Annotated in this window: 19 protein-coding genes and 1 riboswitch; of the genes, 5 read left to right on the top strand and 14 right to left on the bottom strand. The window is 34.0% G+C overall.

Annotation, left to right across the window (positions count from 1 at the left end; genetic code table 11):
• Positions 1-13: 13 nt before the first annotated feature.
• Together M4L39_RS08905 and M4L39_RS08900 are read right to left on the bottom strand one after the other, a co-directional pair.
• A complete protein-coding gene (locus tag M4L39_RS08905) occupies positions 14-1,444 on the bottom strand; it encodes an alkaline phosphatase (protein ID WP_277581696.1) in 1,431 nt (476 codons plus the stop codon).
• A 217-nt stretch (positions 1,445-1,661) separates the two neighbouring features.
• Complete coding sequence (locus tag M4L39_RS08900; protein ID WP_277581695.1) at positions 1,662-3,044, bottom strand: amino acid permease; 1,383 nt, start codon at positions 3,042-3,044, stop codon at positions 1,662-1,664.
• A 352-nt stretch (positions 3,045-3,396) separates the two neighbouring features.
• Between M4L39_RS08900 and M4L39_RS08895 the strand changes: the two genes are divergently transcribed.
• From M4L39_RS08895 to M4L39_RS08885, 3 genes are all read left to right on the top strand, one after another.
• The gene (locus M4L39_RS08895; protein WP_277581694.1) at positions 3,397-4,227 is read left to right on the top strand and encodes a formate/nitrite transporter family protein; all 831 of its coding nucleotides are present in this window, start codon (positions 3,397-3,399) and stop codon (positions 4,225-4,227) included.
• A 72-nt stretch (positions 4,228-4,299) separates the two neighbouring features.
• Positions 4,300-4,659 (top strand): hypothetical protein, encoded by a 360-nt coding sequence (locus M4L39_RS08890; protein ID WP_277581693.1) that lies wholly within the window; start codon positions 4,300-4,302, stop codon positions 4,657-4,659.
• A complete protein-coding gene (locus M4L39_RS08885; RefSeq protein WP_277581692.1) occupies positions 4,656-4,838 on the top strand; it encodes an LPXTG cell wall anchor domain-containing protein in 183 nt (60 codons plus the stop codon). The genes M4L39_RS08890 and M4L39_RS08885 overlap by 4 nt, the downstream gene beginning before the upstream one ends.
• A gap of 128 nt (positions 4,839-4,966) precedes the next feature.
• On the opposite strand, the gene M4L39_RS08880 is transcribed toward M4L39_RS08885, so the two are convergent.
• The 3 genes from M4L39_RS08880 to M4L39_RS08870 form a co-directional block, all read right to left on the bottom strand.
• Positions 4,967-5,158, bottom strand: coding sequence for a hypothetical protein (locus M4L39_RS08880; protein ID WP_277581691.1), 192 nt, complete (start codon positions 5,156-5,158; stop codon positions 4,967-4,969).
• Positions 5,155-5,802: an HAD family hydrolase gene (locus M4L39_RS08875; protein ID WP_277581690.1), complete on the bottom strand. Its 648-nt coding sequence runs from the start codon at positions 5,800-5,802 to the stop codon at positions 5,155-5,157. Before M4L39_RS08875 ends, M4L39_RS08880 begins: the two co-directional genes overlap by 4 nt.
• A gap of 169 nt (positions 5,803-5,971) precedes the next feature.
• A complete protein-coding gene (locus M4L39_RS08870; protein ID WP_277581689.1) occupies positions 5,972-6,886 on the bottom strand; it encodes a bile acid:sodium symporter family protein in 915 nt (304 codons plus the stop codon).
• Positions 6,887-7,153: 267 nt separating this feature from the next.
• Here M4L39_RS08870 and M4L39_RS08865 point away from each other — a divergent pair, with 267 nt between their 5' ends.
• Positions 7,154-7,684 carry a hypothetical protein gene (locus tag M4L39_RS08865; protein ID WP_277581688.1) on the top strand — a complete coding sequence of 177 codons (531 nt, stop codon included), beginning with the start codon at positions 7,154-7,156 and terminating at the stop codon, positions 7,682-7,684.
• Positions 7,685-7,754: 70 nt separating this feature from the next.
• On the opposite strand, the gene M4L39_RS08860 is transcribed toward M4L39_RS08865, so the two are convergent.
• Positions 7,755-9,353 carry an alpha-glucoside-specific PTS transporter subunit IIBC gene (locus M4L39_RS08860; protein WP_277581687.1) on the bottom strand — a complete coding sequence of 533 codons (1,599 nt, stop codon included), beginning with the start codon at positions 9,351-9,353 and terminating at the stop codon, positions 7,755-7,757.
• Positions 9,354-9,573: 220 nt separating this feature from the next.
• Here M4L39_RS08860 and M4L39_RS08855 point away from each other — a divergent pair, with 220 nt between their 5' ends.
• Positions 9,574-10,341 (top strand): MurR/RpiR family transcriptional regulator, encoded by a 768-nt coding sequence (locus M4L39_RS08855; RefSeq protein WP_277581780.1) that lies wholly within the window; start codon positions 9,574-9,576, stop codon positions 10,339-10,341.
• Positions 10,342-10,656: 315 nt separating this feature from the next.
• Here the strand turns inward: M4L39_RS08855 and M4L39_RS08850 are convergent, their stop codons facing one another.
• The 8 genes from M4L39_RS08850 to hutU form a co-directional block, all read right to left on the bottom strand.
• Complete coding sequence (locus tag M4L39_RS08850; protein WP_277581779.1) at positions 10,657-11,163, bottom strand: SRPBCC family protein; 507 nt, start codon at positions 11,161-11,163, stop codon at positions 10,657-10,659.
• A gap of 278 nt (positions 11,164-11,441) precedes the next feature.
• Entirely contained in the window at positions 11,442-12,734 is a 1,293-nt protein-coding gene (locus M4L39_RS08845) for a Na+/H+ antiporter NhaC family protein (RefSeq protein WP_277581686.1), read from the bottom strand.
• 122 nt (positions 12,735-12,856) lie between these two features.
• Positions 12,857-12,958: riboswitch (SAM riboswitch) on the bottom strand.
• Between the two features lie 128 nt (positions 12,959-13,086).
• Positions 13,087-13,698, bottom strand: a complete 612-nt coding sequence (locus tag M4L39_RS08840) for a flavin reductase family protein (RefSeq protein ID WP_277581685.1) — start codon at positions 13,696-13,698, stop codon at positions 13,087-13,089.
• A 71-nt stretch (positions 13,699-13,769) separates the two neighbouring features.
• Positions 13,770-14,651, bottom strand: a complete 882-nt coding sequence (locus tag M4L39_RS08835; protein ID WP_277581684.1) for an SDR family oxidoreductase — start codon at positions 14,649-14,651, stop codon at positions 13,770-13,772.
• A gap of 85 nt (positions 14,652-14,736) precedes the next feature.
• On the bottom strand, positions 14,737-15,861 hold the full coding sequence (locus M4L39_RS08830; protein ID WP_277581683.1) for an amidohydrolase: 1,125 nt from the start codon (positions 15,859-15,861) through the stop codon (positions 14,737-14,739).
• Positions 15,861-17,033, bottom strand: a complete 1,173-nt coding sequence (locus M4L39_RS08825; protein WP_277581682.1) for a SulP family inorganic anion transporter — start codon at positions 17,031-17,033, stop codon at positions 15,861-15,863. The genes M4L39_RS08830 and M4L39_RS08825 overlap by 1 nt, the downstream gene beginning before the upstream one ends.
• Positions 17,034-17,241: 208 nt before the next feature.
• Positions 17,242-18,480, bottom strand: a complete 1,239-nt coding sequence (gene hutI, locus M4L39_RS08820; RefSeq protein WP_277581681.1) for an imidazolonepropionase — start codon at positions 18,478-18,480, stop codon at positions 17,242-17,244.
• Entirely contained in the window at positions 18,477-20,141 is a 1,665-nt protein-coding gene (gene hutU, locus M4L39_RS08815; protein ID WP_277581680.1) for a urocanate hydratase, read from the bottom strand. Before hutU ends, hutI begins: the two co-directional genes overlap by 4 nt.
• Positions 20,142-20,167 lie beyond the last annotated feature (26 nt).

Genomic DNA, 20,167 nt, shown 5'->3' with positions numbered 1-20,167 from the left:
ATTGATATTTTGTTTATTTCCCTTCATTTTTCAAGAAATCAAAAATGTTTTTCGCGTTATCTGTGTTATCTATATTTCCTTGGAATTTATCACTACCAGGGCCGTACGCATATGTGTTTACATCTTCACCTGTGTGACCAGTTGTAGTCCAACCTGTATTCGATTTATCATTGATTGGTTTTTGAATTGCATTTTGTAATTCTTGTAATTGCCCTTCATAGGCCTCATCTTCTTCATTTAATTTTTTCAGCTTCTCAGCTTCATCTTTAATTTTATCAATTTGAGATGCTTCTACCTCAAACCCATAACCTTCATTTATTACTTTTTCAGCGTCTTCACCTTTTGCAATTTGCTCAGTCATGTATGTTCCTGAATGTTTCATAGCGTGAATTACTTGAGGATTCCAAAGGTAATCTTCGCCTTTTGCAATTGATAAACCACCTGTCGAGTGATCTGCAGTTGCTACTACAAGCGTATCTTTATGTTCTTTAGCATAGTTCATGGCATAATCAAACGATTTCTCAAAACCTTCCATTTCTGACATTACGCCAGTAACATCATTCGGGTGTCCTGCTTTATCAATCGAAGCGCCTTCTACCATTAAGAAAAATCCTTTATCATTTTGCTGTAATTTATTAATTGCACTTTCTGTCATATCTAATAGTTTAGGGTTTTTATCAGGTGCGTCTATTTGTAATGGCATATTTCCATCAGCGAACAAACCTAATACTTGTTTACTTGTTGATTTTTGTAAATCTGCTTTATTATCTACAACATCATAGCCATCTTTTTTAAATTTATCTGCTAAATTACCATTTTCTTCACCAAAATATTTTGCGCCACCGCCGAGTAAGACATCCACTTTATGTTCACCGTTAATTTTATCATTATAAAATTGTTTTGCAATTTCATCTTTCTTATCACGTGAGTCTACGTGTGATGCATAAGCCGCAGGTGTCGCGTCTGTAATCTCAGCAGTTGAAACTAAACCGGTAGATTTGCCATTTTCTTTTGCTTGTTCTAATACCGTTTTAACATTTTCTTTATTTTCATCTACACCTATTGCGCCATTATATGTTTTATGACCAGAACTAAACGCAGTAGCAGATGCTGCTGAATCCGTTACATTCTCTTTTGGATCACTTGGATTTGTACGTTGATTACCGACAAGATGCTTATCGAACGCAGTCTTTTCCATTTCTTTTGTTTCAGGATTATCTGCGAAATAACGATACGCTGAATTATAAGATGGCCCCATGCCATCACCTACTAAGAATATTACATTCTTAGGATTTTTAGTATTTCCCATGTACGATACATCAGGTGCATCATTTGACGCTTTTCCATTACCAGAAGCATATGTTGATTGTACATTTCCTAATGCTGAACCAACAACAATTGCACTAGCTACAGTTACAGTTGCTAACTTATTAAGTATTTTCATAAATTAATAACTCCTTTGATATGTATTATTGTGCTTACATATTAAGTGTAATCCTATAATTTTGTGCCAACATTTTAATCATGTAAATTTTATGTAAAAATAAAAAAGTTAGTTACACAATAACGACTTACATGACCGTATTTGTATAACTAACTCGTAATGCTTTTTTACTTATTTTGTAAATTTAAATTATTTATGCATGTTTTAATGTTTAATTTTATTCATCTTTACTTGTTTTATGATAGCCTTTTAAGAAATAGAAAATCGCCATAAACGATAAGAATACAATACCAATCACAACAGAAACAACAGTCTCTTTATTAAATAACATTCCAATTAATACTGTAATAAAGAATGCCATTGTGATGTAGTTTGTGAATGCTCCGCCAGGCATTTTAAATGGATGATCTTTTACTAATTCAGGAGAACGTTTCCTAAATTTCAAATGACTAATTAAAATCATAAACCACGGTACCATACCTGGTAAAATAGATGCACTATATACATAAACAAAGACACTCTCAGCACCTTCAATAAATAAAGGTAAGATAACGTTTAATAATGCTCCGATTAAAATACCAATAGAAATTGCTGTAACCGTCCACACCGGAACACCATTTTTCATAACTTTTGAAAAGAACTTAGGCATTTGTCCTCTTTGAGATAATGTAAATGTCATACGACTCGCACTGAATATTCCAGAGTTACATCCAGACATAGCAGCAGTTAATACTACAAAGTTAATAAAGCCAGCTGCAAACGTGATACCAACTTTTGCAAATGTTCCAACAAATGGGCTACCAATGTTACCTAATTGATCCCAAGGATAAACTGTTACAATTACAAAGATCGCACCAATATAGAAAATCAATATACGCCAAATGACGCCATTAACGGCACTTTTAATGTTTTTTTGAGGGTCTTTTGTTTCTCCGGCCGTAATACCGATTAATTCTACACCTTGGTAAGAGCCTATAACAATAGACAGTGCAAAGAAGAAACCAATCCAACCGTTAGGCATGAACCCGCCATGTGCCCATAAATTAGATAAACCAAGCGCTTCTCCTCCATTACCTAATCCGAAGAAGATTAATCCAAATCCTGCAATAATCATTAAGATAATTGTTACTACTTTAATCATTGCAAACCAGAATTCAAATTCACCAAAAGCTTTAACTGACACTAAGTTTGCACTGGCTAATAATACTACTACCAGCACACCTGGAATCCACTGTGGTAAATCCGGGAACCAATAATTCATATATTCTCCGACGGCTATAACTTCACTCATACCGACGACAATCCACTGGAAGATATTACTCCAAGCAGTCAAATAGCCTGCCACTGGATGTATGTAATCACTTGCAAAGTTAGCATAAGAACCTGTCGTAGGATATAAATAAACCATCTCACCCATAGCTCTCATTACTAGAAATAAGAAGATACCTGCAATTAAATATGCAAATATAACAGAAGGACCTGTCCACTTTATTGTGCTGGTTGCACCCATAAATAGTCCTACTCCAATTGTTCCACCAAGTGCAATCATACGCATTTGACGTGCACCTAGCCCCCTATGTAATTCTTTGTTCTCGTTCATAATTCAAACCCCATCTCTTTCGATTATAAATAAAGATGAAACACTTATCATGTCGCCATTATACTATAAATTCTAAAAATTGGAACAATTATTTTTGATTTATGTAAGGGCTTACATTACCGTTATTAATTGTATTTTATTTCATCAAAAAATGCAAAGTAATTTTACAAATCCCACTATTTTTTTATAGTTATAAATATCAACAATCGCTTATTTTAAGCTATTTACACGGTAAGACATCTACTTCAAATATAATTAGAAAAATTTATTATGTAGTTATTGTGAATTTATTCACATGAATTGATTGTCATAGTATACTTGTCCTAACCTATAGAAAAGTGAGGATAAGTAATTGAACGAGAAAAATATTAAATGGGATAAAGTCTTCTATGGTAAGGCATGGATTAATCATGTAGTTGAAACGATTAGAACCAAAGATATACTTCAAAGTTTTTACTTTAAGCGTTATCTATTACGAGCAACCATGGCTGGCTTTATATTAGGTATAATTACTGTATTCGTGTTGTTGATTAAAGCATCTCTCGGAGGCGATATGCCCTCTGGTGTTACAAATTTAGTTTCTTCCGTTGCCTTTAGTTTTGCATTAGTGCTAATACTTTTCACCAATTCAGAATTATTAACAAGTAATTTTATGTATTTCACCGTTGGATTGTATTATCGTGTTATTAGCCCTATGCGTGTCTTAAAAATTTTCACCTTATGCTTTATTGGAAATGTCGCTGGAGGCTTAATATTTTTTATAATCACACGCAATTCAGATATTATGTCTTCGGAAATGTTCCTTCAACTTGAATTAGCAATTGAACATAAACTATTTGCTTCAGGGTTTTTAGCAATTTTAATCAAAGGCATATTCGCTAATTTTTTTATTAATATTTCTTTAGTCATCGCCATGCAAATTGATGATATTCTAGCTAAAATGTTTGTCATGATGTTTGGCGTATCCATATTCGCCTTTATGGGTTATGAACATGTGGTTTATAGTTCTGTATTATTTGCAGGTGGTCTCGTTTATCAAAGTGATATAATGGCAGTTCTCCCTATATTAATCAATTTACTTGGTGCTGCAATTGGAAACTATATTGGTGGGGGGTTGATAATTGGATTATTTTACGCATATTTAAATGATCATCATCAATATGACCAAGAAAGGTTATATTAATTTTGTGATATTCTATATTTCAAACTTTCTATGGTATAATTTTCATTAGATTTTATTACAAAGGAGTTCAACATGAATAAAATTTTACTTAAAAAAACAATTACAGTTTCTCTTATCTTTGGTGTGTTATTCTTCTTATTAAATTATGTTACTGGTTCAGATAGTTCGATTGGACAATTACTTTTAAAAAGTTTACTAGTCATTGTAGTATTTGCTTTATTATATTATGTCTTATTTTCTATTGTTGATTCACCAGAACGAAAATATAAATTTGGTATCACGATTCCAATAGCTTTGTTAATAGCCATCATCATATGTGCTTTAATATCTACGATAAAGGTTGGAATTATTATTGGCTTAATTCTTGGTATCATCGCAGGTTATGTTTGGGAATATATAGAAAAAAATAAAGATGGTGGTGACAAATCATGAGTATGATTATAGGCGTTATTGTAATCATTTTACTGATAGTAAGTTTGATTCCGAATTTAAAAGCAGTAAAAGCTTCTAAAAAAACTGGTGAAAAAAATACGCGTTTTGCAATCATGGTAGGTATAGATTCAATACTACTCGTCCTCGTTGTAGCAACATTGATTTTCCAACTTTTATAATTAACAATGCTTATACTAAATATAAGCTCACATATATAATACAGTTGACTTCGCAACAGTGCTTTGTTTGCGTTCTAAAGGGAGCCTCCATACGGAAGCTCCCTTTAGATTTAACATGGGTTATAAACTCATAATTTATCTTGAAGTACAAAATAATATATTAAACTAGCGCCTAACAAATAAATCATTGTTCCTACCATAAACGACCTGAACTGTATTTTAAAAGGGATTTTTTTATTAAAGATTGGGCCTAATATCAAATTACTTATCGCCAATACAATGGGCCCACCCAAGAAAAATAAAATTAAATATCCGCTCATTTAATTTTATTTTTCTCAAAGTACGTCGTAATAATCTCATCACCTGTTAAATCTTTTCCAGTAAATGCCACTTCGCTAAAATCTTGCTGTTCTGTCATTGTATTTGTATTGACGATAACATCTAAACCAGCTAAAACTGCGGCAGTTGCACCATTAACAGAGTCTTCGATTGCTAAACAATTTCCAGGGTTGTAATTAAGTTTTTGAACAGCCGTGAGGTAAGGTTCTGGACTTGGTTTAACCGCCTCGACATCTTCTCTCCCTACAACGATATCAATATAATCACTTAATCCTAAACTTTCAAATGCTGGTTTGATATCAGCTCTATAGCTACTCGTCGCTATCGCCATTGGGATATGGCATTTTTTGCAATAGTCCATTAACTGTTTCATTGCATCAATAATTGGTAAGTCGACGCTTGTTCTACTATGTTCCACATAAATTTCATGTTTATTTTCTGTACCTAACTGTCCTTCTAAATAATGATGTAAATCTGTTGCGGCTCCGCCAATAGATTGGCGATAAAAATCCAATGTTATTTCAGTTAAATTATGTTTTCTTAAGTGTTTATTAATAATTTCAAATAGATGTTTTTCTGTATCAATAATCGTGCCATCGAAATCAAATACGACTGCTCTATACATAATAAATCCTCCTCTGTTCTCATGTTGTTTCGTTAAATTATATTAATCCTAGCTTATCATATTTTAAAATCGAAATATGTAGTTTCGATTCGACTTAAAATGGTTCTATCCAGATTAAAAGCTCACTCCTACTTTGAAGTGAGCTTTATTATATATGCTTTGAGTGTCATTATCGTTTATTCCAATATTTTGCTAAGATCGGTCCAGTGACATTGTGTACTAAACTAAAGACTGCTCCGGGCACTGCCGATAAAGGACTAAAGTGTACGGTAGCTAATGTTACTGCTAACCCGGAATTCTGCATACCTACTTCAATTGAAACCGCTTTTTTATCAGCACGTTCCAGTTTAAATATATTTGCTAAAGTATATCCAAGTACGTAACCAACAACGTTATGTAGTATGACTACTGCAAAAATTAACAATCCTGTTTCTAGTATTTGTGACTTACTCCCACCTACTACAGAAGCGAGTATGAGTGAAATAGCAATTACAGAAACAATTGGCAATGCAGTTGCAGACTTATCAGCGAATTTTTTAAATACTTTTTGTAATATAAAACCAATCGCAATAGGTATAAGTATCACTTGTACTACTGACCAGAACATGCTCATAAATGAGACTTGTAACCATTCATGTGCGAATAAATAAATTAATGCTGGTGTTAAGAACGGTGCAAGTAACGTAGAGACACTCGTAATAGCTACAGACAACGCAACATTCGCATTTGCTAAATAACTCATAACATTACTTGATGTCCCTCCTGGACAACACCCTACTAATATCACACCAATTGCAATTTCTGGTGGTAACTGAAATATTTTTGCAATTAAAAAAGCTGCTAAAGGCATGATTGTATATTGTAAAACCACTCCTATAATTACGCATTTAGGTGATTGAAATACAATTTTAAAATCTTTAGGATCAATGGTTAACCCCATCCCCAACATTACGATACCAAGTAAATATGGCACCCAACCACTTAATGTAGCTAACTGAGTTGGAAAAACAAATCCAATTATTGCAGCGATTAACATCCATATCAAGAATGTGTTTGTTGCAAACCTACTCACTTTTGATAACATCTCTAAACACTTCCTCTATGTATTAATAAAGAAAAATGTATCATACTTTAAATGGCTATACAACTGAATTTTCAAAATATTCCAATTTTTGTGAAATGTCACGATATTAAACTCAAAAATAATTTCTAACTTCGTTCTAAAGACCTAGTGCCAACATTTTAAAAGAGTGGTACAATTTAATAGAAATAAAAAATTGTATAATTTTAAGTGTGAAGAATATTATGATTAATATCCATATGACACTTTATATAGATATGGAGGTATAATATGTTTTTAGATAGAACGGAAACTTTTGTGTTAAATATAGGTGGACTTAACAAACGTGCCACACGTAAAAATTTAACTAAACTATGTAAGCAAATTTATTTTTGCAACTCATTCAAGTTTTCAATTTTTAAAGAAAATAACTTGTATGCATTAAAGGTCAACTTACCAAAGTACCAATTACCATATATTATTAGTTTTCTTAGCTTTCATAACTATTTAATTTACCAAATTTTAGAAATTAATCATTCTGAAAAATTATTAGATTTTGATCATTTATTGCTATCATCTAAACGTTTTGAATTAACTATCGACGGACTTTACGACGCTTTTGTCAAAGACAAAGTCATTGATATTTTGAACCTAATCAATCAAACAGAGCATATTATGTATACCTTCAATAGAGATAAAATAAATGTTTCTTGTTCTCCTAAAGTTTTTGCAAAACTTATCCAAATGATTGCTACTCATAACATTGATGTACTTGGTGCAATATACCAGCCACGATTAATGAATAAAGCTAGAATTTCGTGATTTATTTATATAATAAAGCACAGCCCGTGGAACGTTTCCATACAGGTTGTGCTTATTTTTTAATATCTATTTAATTTTGCGCTTCATCGTTCACGATGTTTTCAAATGCTTCTCTTACTTGTGGTACTGACATACCAACAACGACTTGGACATTTTTACCACTTTTAACTAATCCATGCGCCATTTGGTTATGCGTGAAATAACCACTATCTTCTACTTTAGCTATATCATTCACTGTTAATCTTAAGCGTGTCGTACAATTTGTTACGTCCTTGATGTTTTCTTTACCGCCAAGGCCTTCTAAATAATAATTTGCTTTGTCTTCGTATTCATTGCCAGTAAATATTATGTTTCCTTTACCATCACTGCCTTTTTTACTTTTATAATCATTTTTACTATACAACTTCACGTCTTCTTCGTCTTTCTTACGACCAGGAAGTGGAATATTGAATTTTAAAATTAAGAATCTGAATAAGAAATAATAAATAGCTGTAAATACAAGCCCAATAATAATTTGAATTACATATGTTAACCAATGATTTTGTGCTAATGGTATCCAGTTGGTAGCAAAGAAATCTAATAGACCGCCACCAAAGTTACCTACGAGTCCAAATCCATACATAAGTGTATCCATTGTTGCAGCTAATAGTGCGTGTAATACGAATAAATAAGGTGCAATAAATAAGAATGTAAATTCTAATGGTTCTGTAATTCCAACAACTACAGCAGTTAATGTAGCTGGGATAAGTAATGCTGCAATTTTTTTCTTATTCTCTTTAGGTGTGGTTGAATACATTGCTAATGCAATACCTATCGAGCCGAATACTTTACCATTACCTTGTAGCATAAATCCATAAGGGAATTGTTCTTTCAATGGCTTCGTACTCGTTGCAAATTCATTAACATGCGCAAACCACTCTGCTTTTAATCCGTGATTGACGACTACCGGGCCTACTTCAATTGGTGCATAAATAAAGTGATGTAAACCAGTTGGAATAAGTACTCTTTCTAAGAAGTGATAAAGCCATACCCCAATGTAACCTGATCCTATGATAAATCCTTGTAATGAAGAAATACCACCTTGAATCGTTGGCCAAACAATACATGTTATTAATGCAATTGGCAACATTACAAAAAATGAAATTGTTACTACAAATGTTAATCCTTGGAATACGCCTAGCATTTCAGGTAATTTCTTACTGTAGAACCTGTTATGTATCCATGTCACAATACTAGAAATTATGATACCACCTAAAATATTGGTATCTAACGTTTCAATCCCAGCAATTGCTTTGAGTCCAGTAACGTTCTCGACTCCTTTTTCAAAATTCGCCCCAAAGGTATGGGGCCATTGTGTAAGAATAGCGTTAATAAATGTATTAAACATTAGGTAACCCATTAATGCTGCTAGTGCAGCATGACCAGGCGCCTTTTTAGCTAAAGAAAGTGGCAGCCCAACAGCAAACACAATTTCCATATGATCGAATATTACCCAACCTCCAGATTCTATTACAGACCATATTCTAAACCAAGTCGTCCCATCTTCTGCAATACTACCCATTATTGCCGGGTTTTTAAATAATGTAGCAAACCCTAAAACAATACCGAAGAAGGCAAACATCAGTACTGGAACTATCATTGCACTCCCAAATCGTTTAATTGCATTCATAGAAATATACCCCCAAATTCTATTAAAATCAGATAATTTACATTCAAATACTTATATGTAAACTTATCATTTTTAGATACGTTTATTTCAAAGCTTATCTTAATACTAAAGGAAACGCTTACATATAAGCAATGGTTTGACTATATTACGAATAGTTTTGTATAATCAGATTATATTTCCAAAACTTGAAAATATTTTCATGAAGTGCGAGGTTTTAATATTGTTTTTAGATGAACGCGTTAATCATAACTTTAATAAATTAAATGAGAATGACTTACATATTGCTCATTTTATCAATACACATACGACAGAATGTAAAACAATGAAAATTCAAGACTTAGCAGAATATACACATGCTTCAAATGCAACGATTCATCGTTTTACTCGTAAATTAGGTTTTGATGGTTATAGTGATTTTAAATCTTATTTAAAGTTTGAAACTGAAAAGTCTCGTAATCTACCATCCGACTCTATCGAAGGTTTCAAACAAGACGTTGAAAACACATTCACATATTTAGAACGTATTGATTATAATCTTGTCACTGATAAAATCAATGAAGCAGAAACTGTTTATTTGTATGGGACAGGCGTGGCACAAATGAATGTCGCCCAGGAAGCGCAACGTATTTTGTTAACAATTCACAAAAATATTATTGTATTACATGATGTACACGAATTTAAAATGGTCCTCAACAGAACAACACCTACAGATATTTTCTTCATCATTTCTCTTTCTGGTGAATCTCATCAATTGTCGGATATCACCAACTTATTACATTTACGTCAAAAGTATTTTTTCTCCATAACTACTTTAAATGATAATACACTTGCTCAAAAAGCTGATTATAATATTTATGTCTCTAGTAATACTTTTTATCTTGCTGACGGTATAGATTATTCTAGTTTTATAAGTTATCACATATTTTTCGAAACATTATTACGTAAATTTAATGAGCGTATAGAAAAAGGCGAAATTATTTCGTTATAATTCGAGACCTCTACGCTGAGTTACTATTGATATACAACAAAACATCTCAATATTCAAAAATAATAATGCCTATCCATTAGCATCTACTCATGGATAGGCATTATTTTAACTTGCTCTTTGGTATTTTCAACCTGATATCATACGAGAATCCTCATAAGACAAAACGAACCGAAGATTACAATCTGAGGTCGTGCCTATGCACGCGAGTATGAACTTTATATTAATAGAAGCTATATTTGCGGAAAGCGCACGAAAAAACTGCTAACAAAGTTAATACTTTGCTACCAGTTTAAATTTAAAATATCTCATTAAATATTAAAGGTTTGATTCAAATTCGTCTAATACCACTTGTAATTTATCAAATAATATTTCGAAACCATGCGCAGTAGAATCATGATATTCTTTTTTCTTCTGCTTATATTCTAGTATTGTATATCTACGTTCTTTTGGCACAAAAGCTTTATAATTAAAAATCATTTGAGCAATGCCTGCTTCTCTTTCAAATATTTCAATTTCAATTGTATCTTCAGAATCACTTAGCTCTGGCATACCAATTGTCATGACGATATATTCATATGGTGTTAACGTAATAAAAGAACCTTTCACTACATTTTCTTTTCCTTTACGAACATCAACAATTTCATAACTCCCGTTTTGTTCAGCATTAATATGAATTGATTTATTTGTTCTATCTGTTGTCATAAACCATTGTTTAAGGAAACGTTGATCTGTCCATGCTTGATATAATAATTCTGGTTCAACTTTAAATAATCGTTCAAGACGTATCTCAACGTATTCATTTTCCACATTATATTTACCCACGATTAGTTCACCTACTTTCACTCTTAATTCTATTCTAACCTATTCCACAAGACTTCTAAACAATAATCCTATGAATCATAAAATGTTCTAGTCTTTATTTTAAAAGAATCAACTTCTATATTTTATCGTCAATAGTCAGTAAACGTCAAAATTTTAAACGTCACTTTCACAAAAACATGCATTTAATTAGTTTTTTTAAAATTGCAGTATATCTAAGCATAATAAAAAGGCAGGTTTATCAGATACAAACCATGTACTGATTCCCTCCCTTTTAACTCTTATTTTTTATTTAATCTTGGTAAATTAAAGAATATTGCAATCAAGCCACAAACACCTAAAATCATTGGATAAATTGAATAAGGTAATAATTCAAATGGAGATATAGACGCAACACCCGCTGCTGCAATTAACTGTGGACTATAGGGTAATAGTCCTTGGAAACAACTCGCAAACATATCCAAAATACTTGCAGATTTTCTTGGGTCTACATCGTATTCTTCTGAAATTTCTTTGGCTAATGGACCAGCCATCAATATCGATATCGTATTATTCGCTGTTGATATATCCGCTGCACTAACTAAACCAGCTATACCTAATTCTGCGCCTCGTTTTGATTTTACTCTATTACGGACAAAGTGAAGCAGCCATGTAATCCCACCGTTATGTTGAATAAGCGCTACGAGGCCGCCGATAAGTAAGGCAATCATTGCAATATCTTCCATACCAATAATCCCTTTAGAAATGGATTCTAATAAACCTGTCCAACCAAATGACCCATCTATAAGGCCGATTACTGCTGATAATGCAATACCACCTATAAGTACAATAATCACATTAATGCCTATTAATGCTAATATCAGTACCATTAAATAAGGTAAGACTTTGATAATGTTATAATCATAACTTTTACTTGCATCGATTTGTGCTCCATTTGTTAAAAACCACAAAGCTATAATAGTAAATATAGCACCCGGCAAAACAATTTTAATATTCACTTTGAATTTATCACTCATTTTTGTCTTTTGAGTACGTACGGCTGCTATTGTTGTATCTGAAATCATTGATAGATTATCACCAAACATTGCGCCACCTACAACTGTAGCCATTGTAATAGCTGCTGAAACATCAGTTGCTTGACTCAATCCAAATCCAACAGGCGCTATTGCTGCTACTGTACCTACAGAGGTACCCATTGAAAGCGAAACAAACATACAAATAATAAATAAGCCTACGATAATTAAATTTTCTGGAATAAGTGACAGTCCTAAATTAACTGTGGATTGCACGCCACCCATGTCTTCAGTAGTTTGAGAGAAGGCTCCAGCCAGTATAAAGATGAGCATCATTAAAATAATATTTGAATGACCCGCGCCTTTTGTGAAAACTTCCACTTTTTTATGAAATGTTTCTTTTCTATTTAAAATCAAAGCTACAATAGATGCTACTAAAATAGCTACATTTAAAGGCATTGTTGAAAAATCTCCTGTAGCAATACCTACACCTAAAAATAAGCCTACAAATACGAGCAATGGAATCAATGCCCAAGCGTTACCTTTCTTTGTCTTCTCCATACAAAACCAACTTTCTATAAGGGTAAAAGCGTGAAATTAAATCCTCGCTATTTCTTTGTGTTTCTTTTGAAAATAAAAAAACTCTTTTCTAATTGAAGAAAAGAGTAAACATTGTGGTTTCATTCTTATCTTCTAGCAATTATTTATGCTACTGGAATTGGCACACGCATCATCATGTTGCCGAAGTCTCTACGGGCCAGTCCCTCCACTTCTCTTGATAAGTTATTAAATTATTTTATTACAATACATTATTAACTGTAATTCGTCAAATACTGATTTAGCTTAATACGTTAAAGCATGTTTGTCAACATTGCCTTGCAATCATACGTGATATACAGTAAATGCGATATGGTTATTCAGTAGGTCGCACAATCGTAAATGATTCGCCTAAGGATGCATAGTCATTGCCGGCTAAGCGAGAAACAGCTGCTAATGCCTGAGCATCAATTTTACTATCTTCAAAGTATACATCCTCATCAATATGGAACATAACAACTTCACCAATAATTAAATCAGAACCTTCTTGTGCATCGCCTAATGGAATAATTTTGTTTAATTTACATTCCATGCGGATTTTTGCTTGTTGTATGCCTGGGACAGAAACAAGTTCTGAATCAATGTATGTTAAATTTGTTCTTTCTAACTCGTTACTCGTTCTCTCTATTGGTGCTGCCGTTTTATTAACTTCTTCAACTATAGTTTCATCAGTAATGTGAACGACGAATTCTTCGGTTTCTTCAATATTAACTGAGGTGTCTTTTCGCTTACCCTCAGAACGTACAGTAGAAATCATGATCATTGGCGGTGCGCTATTCACCACATTAAAGAAACTAAATGGTGCGGCATTTAAATGACCTGATTTATCTTGAGAAGTAACAAACGCGATCGGTCTTGGAATTATACTTCCACTTAATAATTTATAATTCTGTTTTTTAGAGAGTCTATCTGCTTTAAATTGTTTCATATTTTATTACCATACCCTTCAAAAAAATAAAAGCTAGATAATCTCATAGAGATTTCTAACTTTTGATATCATTAGTCTAACTGAGTTCCGCCTGTTACACCATAAATTTGCCCAGTCGTGTAACTCGATTCTTCAGCAGCTAAATGTACATACACTCCTGAAAGTTCAACAGGTTGTCCTGCTCTGCCTAATACTTCTTTTTGACCAAATGTAGGTATTTTAGATTGTGGCTGTCCACCAGATATTTGTAAAGGGGACCAAAACGGCCCTGGCGCTACACAATTCACACGAACACCTTTAGCACCTAATTCTTCAGATAAACTTTTAGTTAATGAAATGATTGCTGCTTTCGAGGCTGCGTAATCATGTAAAATAGGGCTAGGGTTATATCCTTGTACTGATGATGTTGTTGTAATTGTAGCGCCCGGTTGTAAATAATCTAGCGCTTTTTGAACTGTCCAAAATATAGGATAAACGTTAGTTTCAAATGTTTCAGTAAATGAAGCTGTATCGAAACCTTTTAAATCATCTCTATATTGTTGGTGTCCTGCTACAAGCGTTACATTGTCTAAACCACCTAATTTATTATAAGCTTGCTCAACTAAATCATAGTTAAATTGTTCATTACGGAGATCTCCTGATATTAAAACAGCTTTTCTACCTGCCGCTTCAATCACTTCTTTTACTTCTTCGGCGTCCGCTTGTTCTTCAGGAAGGTAATTTATCGCTACGTCTGCACCTTCTTTTGCATATGCTATAGCAGCTGCTCTTCCAATGGCAGAATCTCCACCCGTCACCAACATTTTATAATCTGTTAATCTACCATAACCAACATATGAAATTTCTCCGCAGTCTGGTTTAGGTTCTAATTCTTTTTGTAAACCAGGAACAGCTTGTTCTTGTTTTGGAAAATCTGCATTTGAAAATTTTGTTCTTGGATCTTGGGCTGCCATAATACAACACTCCTTAAATAATCATTATATTTATACATTACCCAAATTTTATATTAGTTAATACATATCCACGGCCTTTGACAACTTATACTTCATTCAACAATTTTTGAACAAATGTAACAAAATATTCGGGTACTTTTTCTAAAATCCGTTCATCCGGGTCATACTTAGGGTGATGTAAATCATATTTACTGTTTGACCCAATGAATGCAAAAACACTTGGATATTTATTTGCAAAACCAGAAAAGTCTTCACCAATTGTTAGTGGTTTTTCCATAACTTCTACCTTATATCCAACTTGTTTCGCTACATCGATAGCATCATCCGTTAATTTCTCATCGTTTTTAACAGCACCTGGTAAGCGGTGATATAGTGTTTCTATTTCGACATCAAACGCTTCTGCAAGGCCGCTTCCAATTGCTCTAAGTCGTTCTTCAATATAAACACGTTTATCTTCATCAAAGCTTCTCACAGTACCTTGGACATAAGCTTGATCAGCGATGACATTCCACGTATTCCCACTGGACACTTCACCTATAGTGACAACTGCACTATCAAAAGCAGATAAATTCCTACTCACAATCGACTGAATACTATTAATTAATTGTCCTAAAACGATGACCGGATCGTTACCTTGTTCTGGTTTAGCAGCATGCGCACCTGTGCCTTTTATTTTAAATTCAAAGCGATCTACAGATGACGTTATTACTCCCGACTTCACTGCAAATTCACCCACATCTAATGATGGATAGTTGTGATAACCTAATACAGCTTTTGCACCATCAATCGCTCCTGATTCAGTTATATGTAGCGCACCATAACCTAATTCTTCAGCAGGCTGAAAAATAATACGTACACGCCCTTTTAATTGGCTTTCAATGTCTTTAAGTCTTGTTGCTACAGCTAAAATACTAGCCATGTGTATATCATGACCACAAGCGTGCATAATACCTTCATTTGTTGAAGTGAATTCATGTACCACCTGCTCATGGATAGGCAAAGCATCAATGTCTGTTCTTACGGCTACGAATGTTTCACCTTGTCCTACTTCAGCAACTAAGCCTGTTTCTAATGGTAAATCACGTATTTTAATATCGTACGCTTCTAATATTCGTTTTAATCTTTTTGTTGTCTCATATTCAGCGTCTGAGAGTTCAGGATATTGATGTAATGTTCTTCTCCAATTTACGTAGTCTTCATATTGTGGCATCATATGTCACGTCCTTTCTTATTAATAAAACGGAAAATCATGTAATAACTTATCGTTACAACAACAACGCCTAAGGCAAGGTTATTCGTAATTAAAATAATCACTACGGTAGATATAATGAGATTGCTATTTAACAAAGGCGCTTTGCTGATGAAAGGCATCGTTCGTCTATCAAACGTACCAAGTGAAATCGTGATCAACACAGTAGCTAATACTGCCATAGGTATTCGTCCGATAACCTCTCCAAAAACAAATAAGCATATCAATAAAAAGCTTCCTGTGATGAAAGTAGACACCCTCGAATTCGCCCCCATCGCTACGTTAAACCGTGATTGTCCAACTAGTGCACTACCGCCAAACCCTCCAAACAAACCAACGATAAAGTTCGCGATACCCTGACCGATAGATTCCTTATTCTTATCACTAGGTGTCGAAGTTACAACATCAACCATTTGTGCTGTTAATGTCGTTTGTATCACGGCAACGATAGCCATTGCTAAACCATAAAGTAATGCAACCATAACGATATTCAAATCACTAATTTCATTTGGTATGGAAGGCATTGGCATTTTTATATGTATTGAAGCCATATCAGAGACATATTGAATGTTTGGTTTTACCACTCCTGCAAATAGCGTCAATATAATAATTGCTATTAAAGGTGCTGGTATAAGTTTGATATATTGCCTTGCAAGCCAAATAATAAAAAATGAAGCTATTGCAAACGCATATGTCGAAGTTGAAATGTTAAATATATTCTTTAATTGAGATGTAAACAATAATATACCTAATGCATTCATAAAACCAATGACTACACCCGTAGGTATGAACTCTAACAATTTATTTATGTGACAATATCCCAATATAATTTGTATGACACCCATAAATAATGTAGCTAAAATAAGTGCATTTAATCCATGACTTGCCATTAACGGTGCAACTACAAGCGACACGCCACTACTTGGAGCTGATACCATCAACGTTCGATTACCAGTAAAGCTTAACACGAACATCATCAAACCAGTACTTAACATGCCTATCGTTGGGCTTACACCAGCGATGAAAGAGAATGCGATTGCGCCTGGAAGTAATGCAAGGGCAAGCAATATACCTGTAAGCATATTTTGGCTTAAATCCCCGCTCCATTGTTTAATATAAGTAGTTTGCCCCACATTCGATGTCACCTCCCATGTATGCTTTAAATAACATAGTACCATAATTGTCAAAATATTTAATCAACTCAAACTTGATTTGTTTATACTTAAAAAAGAAGAGTGAACTTGAAAAAAGCTTTGCATAAGCTCTTTTCAAGTTCACTCAATCCACGACAATATAACAATGAAATCTGAGACATACGTATACGCCTCAGACTCAATGTTATTAATTATTTAACTTAATTTGGTTATCAACAAGTAGTTGCCCATCTTTAATTACTTTTTCAGCATGGTTTATACCATAGTGATATGGAATATACTCATGGTTAGGTGCATCCCAAATAACAATATTGGCCTTGTCACCTTTATTAATTGTACCAGCATCAACATCAATCGCTTTTGCTGCGTTCACCGTAACAGCATTCCAAATTTCATTCGGTGATAATTTTAATTTCAATGCAGCAATCGACATCACAAGTTGAAGATTGTTTGTCACACAACTTCCTGGATTAAAATCTGTAGCAATTGCGATAGCTCCACCATTATCTAACATACCTCTAGCATCTGCGTATTGTTCTTTCCCTAAATAAAACGTGGTACCTGGTAATAACACAGCAACTGTATCGCTATCTTTTAGTTTTGCTTTACCTTCTGTACTTGAAGCTACTAAATGGTCTGCGGAAATTGCGCCTTCATCAATCGCTAATTCGAGACCACCTAATGGATCAATTTCGTCTGCATGAATTTTAACATCAAAACCTAAATCTTTTGCTGCTTTCATATATTTTCTAGATTCTTCTACTGTAAATACGCCTGTTTCGCAAAAGATATCTGCAAAATCTGCATATTGTTTAACTTCAGGTAGTAAATCAATCATTTCTTGTAAAAAGGCTTGATTTGATTTTGCATCTTTTGGTACTGCATGAGGCCCTAAGAAAGTATGTTTCATATCTAAGTTATATTTTGCTGCTAAACGTTTAGATACACGTAGTTGTTTAAGTTCACTTTCTTTGTCTAATCCGTAACCACTCTTACTTTCAACAGCTAAGACACCATGTTGTATCATTGTTAACAAATTCTTTTCAGCTTTTTTAAACAGCTCATCTTCAGTTGCATTTCGTGTAGCTTCTACTGTGGATAAAATACCTCCGCCTTGTTCAAGTATTTCTAGATATGACACGCCTTGTCTTTTTAGCGACATTTCATGTTCTCTTGAACCACCATGTACTAAATGAGTATGTGCTTCAACAAGTGATGGTGATACAACTTTCCCTGTAGCATCGATTGTTTCCTTCGCACCATATTCATCTGTACGGGCACCTGAATAAGTCACTTTGCCATCGTTCACAACAACGGTTCCATTTTCAACGATTTCTAATTCGTCTAAATCTTTCCCTTTTAAAGGACGATCTGTAGATTTTGGTAAAATTAATTGTTTAATGTTTTGAATAATTAAATCGTTCATTTTATATCTCCTTTACCTGTAATCATTGGAATTTTGATACCTTTTTCTTTAGCAACATTAATTGCTGATTCGTAACCTGCATCGGCATGTCTTACAACACCCATACCCGGATCTGTCGTTAATACACGTCCTAAACGACGATCTGCGCGTTCTGAACCATCAGCGACAATGACCATACCGGCATGTAATGAGTAACCCATACCTACACCACCACCGTGATGGAACGAAATCCATGAGCCACCAGCTGCGGTATTAATTAAAGCGTTTAATACTGCCCAATCTCCTACAGCATCTGAGCCATCTTTCATTCCTTCTGTTTCACGGTTTGGACTTGCAACAGATCCTGAATCAAGATGATCGCGCCCGATAACAACCGGTGCAGAAATTTCTCCGTCACGAACTAAAAGATTTAAAGCCAAGCCCATTTTGGCACGTTCTTCAAAGCCCAACCAAGCAATACGAGATGGTAATCCTTGGAATGCAATTTTTTCTTGAGCTAAATCTAACCAGCGAATAAGCTTTTCATTATCTGGGAATAGTTTTCTCATTTCTTCATCTGCACGTTCGATATCTTTAGGGTCTCCACTTAAAGCTGCAAAACGGAATGGCCCTTTACCTTCACAGAATAAAGGTCGGATATAAGCTGGTACAAATCCTGGGAAATCAAAAGCATTTTCTAAGCCATTATTATAGGCAACTTGTCTAATGTTATTTCCGTAATCAAAAGCAACTGCACCATTTTTTTGAAATTCAATCATTAACTCAACGTGTTTTCTCATTGAATCTTGAGATAATGCGACGTATTGTTTTGGATCTTTATCACGTAACGCTTTTGCTTCTTCTAAAGAATAACCTTGTGGAATATAACCATTTAATGGATCATGAGCACTTGTCTGATCGGTAACAACATCAATTTTAAAGCTTTTATCTAAAATGGCTTTGTGAGTATCTACAGCATTACCTACAAGTCCGATAGATAATGGTTTGCCTTCTTGTCGTGCTTCATCTGCTAGACGTAAAGCTTCATCTAAATCATGTGTCTTCACATCGCAATATCGTGTTTCTATACGCTTATCGATACGTGTTTCATCAACATCTACACCGATTACAACACCACCATTCATCGTAACAGCTAGTGGTTGCGCACCACCCATGCCACCTAGACCAGCTGTTAAAGTCACTGTCCCATTTAACGTGCCATCATAATGTTGATTAGCAAGCTCGCCAAATGTTTCATAAGTGCCTTGAACAATACCTTGGGAACCAATGTATATCCAACTTCCTGCTGTCATTTGTCCATACATCATTAAACCTTTTTTATCTAATTCGTTAAAGTGATCCCAATTTGCCCACTCTGGTACAAGTACTGAATTTGAAATTAATACACGTGGTGCTTCTTCATGTGTTTTAAATACAGCAACAGGTTTTCCGGATTGAACTAACATTGTTTCATCCGCTTCTAAGGAACGTAATGTCTCTTCTATCGCTTCGAAAGCTTCCCAGTTTCTAGCAGCTTTACCAATACCGCCATATACAACTAAATCTTCAGGACGTTCAGCTACTTCTGGATCTAAGTTGTTATACAGCATTCTAAGCACTGCTTCTTGTTCCCATCCTTTACATTCAATGTCTAAACCTTTTTTTGCTACTATTTTTCTCATGAAAAATCACTCCTTATTTTAATTAA

The sequence above is a fragment of the Staphylococcus equorum genome, from assembly GCF_029531845.1.
Lineage (GTDB): Bacteria > Bacillota > Bacilli > Staphylococcales > Staphylococcaceae > Staphylococcus > Staphylococcus equorum_C.
The sequence above is the reverse complement of the archived record's forward strand: the minus strand, read 5'-3'. Positions and strand labels throughout refer to the sequence as shown.